3 protein-coding genes and 1 pseudogene are annotated in these 3,991 nt (G+C 35.6%); all 4 read left to right on the forward strand.

The window, feature by feature from the left end; translation table 11 throughout:
- Window positions 1-404, forward strand: a pseudogene (locus M4I33_RS15605) (DNA-directed RNA polymerase subunit beta'); the annotation flags it as partial.
- A 206-nt stretch (window positions 405-610) separates the two neighbouring features.
- A complete protein-coding gene (gene rpsL / locus M4I33_RS15610; RefSeq protein WP_194191655.1) occupies window positions 611-985 on the forward strand; it encodes a 30S ribosomal protein S12 in 375 nt (124 codons plus the stop codon).
- 156 nt (window positions 986-1,141) lie between these two features.
- A complete protein-coding gene (rpsG, locus tag M4I33_RS15615) occupies window positions 1,142-1,612 on the forward strand; it encodes a 30S ribosomal protein S7 (RefSeq protein WP_194191656.1) in 471 nt (156 codons plus the stop codon).
- 77 nt (window positions 1,613-1,689) lie between these two features.
- Complete coding sequence (gene fusA, locus M4I33_RS15620; RefSeq protein ID WP_257917681.1) at window positions 1,690-3,762, forward strand: elongation factor G; 2,073 nt, start codon at window positions 1,690-1,692, stop codon at window positions 3,760-3,762.
- Window positions 3,763-3,991: the final 229 nt, after the last annotated feature.

Below are 3,991 nucleotides of genomic sequence, written 5' to 3' on the forward strand. Positions count from 1 at the left end.
AAGTAGTTGTAAAACAAATGACTAGAAAGATAAAAGTAACTGAGTCAGGAGATACAAATCTTCTACCAGGAACTACTATTGATATCTTCGATTTCCAAGAAGAAAACAATAGAGTTAGAGAATTTGGTGGTGAAGAAGCACAAGGTGAACAAGTATTACTTGGAATAACTAAAGCTTCACTTGCAACTGACAGTTTCTTATCAGCAGCTTCATTCCAAGAAACTACAAGAGTTCTTACAGAAGCAGCTATTAAAGGTAAGATAGATCCACTAATAGGATTAAAAGAAAATGTTATTATCGGAAAACTTATTCCAGCTGGAACAGGTTTAATGAAATACAGAAACGTAAGATTAGATGTTGAAGAAGATACTGAAGATACTGAAATAATTGGTGTTGCAGAATAATAATCTAATTTTATTGACAGGTGTATTCTTAAATGTTAAAATACATCTTGTGTATTCAAGAGAGTACACAAAATTAGTAATGTCTTTTAAGTCATTGAGGCAGAGATGTCTCTGCCTCGATGATTTTTTTATTAAGACAAATTTTTAAATTAAATTAGGTTTATCTAAAATTTAATATAGATAAATAAATTTCAGGAGGTGAAAAAATGCCAACTATAAGCCAATTAGTAAGAAAAGGAAGAAAAGTTGCTGCAAGCAAATCAAACTCACCAGCACTTAAGAGCTGCCCACAAAGAAGAGGAGTATGTACAGTAGTTAAAACTTCTACACCAAAGAAGCCTAACTCAGCCCTAAGAAAGGTTGCAAGAGTAAGACTTACAAACGGATTCGAAGTTACTGCTTACATCGGTGGAGTAGGACACAACTTACAAGAACATAGTGTTGTTCTTATAAGAGGTGGAAGAGTTAAAGACCTTCCAGGGGTTAGATACCACATCGTAAGAGGTGCATTAGACTGCGCAGGAGTAGCTAATAGACTTCAATCAAGATCAAAATACGGTGCTAAGAGACCTAAGAAATAGGAATCTCTAAACTAATGTAGTGCTTATCTACGGTATTTACATAGATTTATATATTAAATTTAATGCATGTAACGGAGAAAAGCACTTTACGATACGCAACTTAAGTGTATCGAGTACCAATGAACTTAAATCAAAATTGTTAAGGAGGGAAGAAAAGTGCCAAGAAAAGGACATATCGCAAAAAGAGATGTTTTAGCAGATCCAGTTTATAACTCAAAGGTTGTAACTAAGTTAATAAACGGAATCATGTTAGACGGTAAAAAAGGAGTAGCACAAAAAATATGCTACGATGCATTCGAAATGATTGCTGAAAAAACTGGAAAAGATGCTTTAGAGGTTTTCGAAGAAGCTATGAACAATATAATGCCATTACTAGAAGTAAAGGCTAGAAGAATAGGTGGAGCTACTTACCAAGTTCCAATAGAGGTTAGAGCTGAAAGAAGACAGACACTAGGTATCAGATGGTTGTTAATAGCAACTAGAAAAAGAGGAGAGAAGTTAATGTGTCAAAAGTTAGCTGCTGAATTAATGGACGCTGCTAATAACACAGGAGCTGCAGTTAAGAAAAGAGAAGATACTCACAAAATGGCTGAAGCTAACAAAGCATTCGCTCACTACAGATACTAATTTTAAAACTGTTTTGGCTTACTCAGTCAAAACAGTTTTGTTGAATTTAAAATTACTCATCGGGAGGAGGAACAATTATGGCAAGACAATTTCCTTTAGAGAAATTTAGAAATATTGGTATAATGGCTCACATAGATGCTGGTAAAACAACAACTACAGAGCGTATACTATTCTATACAGGAAGAACACACAAAATTGGTGAAACACACGATGGTGCTTCACAAATGGACTGGATGGCACAAGAGCAAGAAAGAGGTATCACAATCACTTCTGCAGCTACATTCTGTCAATGGAAAGGTTATGCAATAAACATAATCGATACTCCAGGACACGTAGATTTCACAGTTGAGGTTGAAAGATCTTTAAGATGTCTTGATAGTGCTGTTACAGTACTTGATGCTAAAAGTGGAGTTGAGCCACAAACTGAAACAGTTTGGAGACAGGCAAACAACTACGGAGTTCCAAGAGCTATCTACGTAAACAAAATGGATGCTACAGGAGCTGACTTCTATGCATGTATCAACTCTGTAAGAGAAAGATTAAATGCTAACGCAGTAGCTATTCAAATTCCAATAGGAGCTGAAGAAAACTTCGCTGGAATGGTAGACTTACTACAAAACAAAGCGTTCATACACAAAGATGACTTAGGAAAAGACATCGAAGTTTGTGACGTACCAGCTGATTTAGCTGATAAAGCTGAAGAGTACAGATCATTAATGATCGAAGCTATAGCTGAAACAGATGAAGAGTTAATGATGAAATACTTAGAGGGTGAAGAATTAACTATAGAAGAGTTAAAAGCAGCTTTAAGAAAAGCTACTATAGCTAACGAAATCGTTCCTGTAATCTGTGGATCATCTTACAAAAACAAAGGTGTTCAAGAAATGATCGACTTAGTAGTTGATTACTTACCATCACCTTTAGATATACCTGCTGTAAAAGGTATAGATGTTGACGATCCAGAAGTAGAATTAGAAAGAGAAGCTAGTGATGAAGCTCCAATGTCAGCTTTAGCATTCAAAATAGCTACTGACCCATTCGTTGGAAGATTAGCATTCACAAGAGTTTACTCAGGAATAATGGAGAGTGGTACTTATGTACTTAACTCAACAAAAGGTAAAAAAGAGAGAATCGGTAGACTAGTTAAAATGCACGCTAACTCAAGAGAAGAAGTTCAAGAGTTAAGAGCAGGAGACTTAGGAGCTGTTGTTGGTCTTAAGAATACTACTACAGGAGATACATTATGTGCTGAAAACGCACCAATAATCCTTGAAAGTATGGACTTCCCAGAACCGGTTATCTCAATCGCTATCGAGCCTAAAACTAAATCAGGTCAAGAAAAAATGGGTATCGCTTTAGCTAAACTAGCTGAAGAAGATCCAACTTTCAAAACTTGGACTGATCAAGAAACTGGTCAAACAATCATCGCTGGTATGGGTGAGCTTCACTTAGATATCATCGTTGATAGATTACAAAGAGAATTCAAAGTTGAGTGTAACGTTGGTGCTCCACAAGTTGCTTACAAAGAAACTATCAGATCTGCTGTTAAAGCTGAAGGTAAGTTCGTAAGACAATCAGGTGGTAGAGGACAATACGGTCACTGTTGGATAGAAATGATACCACACGAAGGAGAATACGAATTCGAAAATGCTATCGTTGGTGGAGTTATTCCAAGAGAGTACGTTCCAGCTGTAGATAACGGAATTCAAGAAGCTGCTGAAAGTGGGGTTATCGCAGGATACCCAACAATCAACTTCAAAGTTAGATGTATCGATGGTTCATACCATGATGTTGACTCAAACGAAATGGCATTCAAAATTGCTGGATCAATGGCATTCAAGAACGCTATGAAAAAAGCAGACCCAGTATTACTTGAGCCTACAATGAAGGTTGAAGTAGTTGTACCAGAAGAGTACATGGGAGATGTTATGGGTGATGTTAACTCAAGAAGAGGTAGAATCGAAGGTATGGAAGCTAAACACGGAGCTCAAGTAATTAGAGCATTCGTTCCATTATCAGAGATGTTTGGATACGCTACATCATTAAGATCAAAAACTCAAGGTAGAGGAACTTACTCAATGGTATTTGATCACTATGAAGAAGTACCAAAATCAATCCAAGAAGAAGTTATTGGAAAAAGAGATAAATAAGAACCTTATTTATTCTTAAATATATAGATGGCTAGTTATCTAGCCATCAAATATCAAATTTTATTTATAAAATTTGAATAAAAATATTAATAGTATTTATAATAAAAGAACAATCGGTTATAATAGTGTCGTAAATAACATTATATGACCTTAATGAAGGAGGATTTTACAATGTCAAAAGCAAAATTTGAAAGAAGTAAACCACACGTAAATATCGGAACTATCGGTC

The organism is Clostridium sp. LY3-2 (assembly GCF_024705715.1).
Classification (GTDB): domain Bacteria; phylum Bacillota; class Clostridia; order Clostridiales; family Clostridiaceae; genus Clostridium.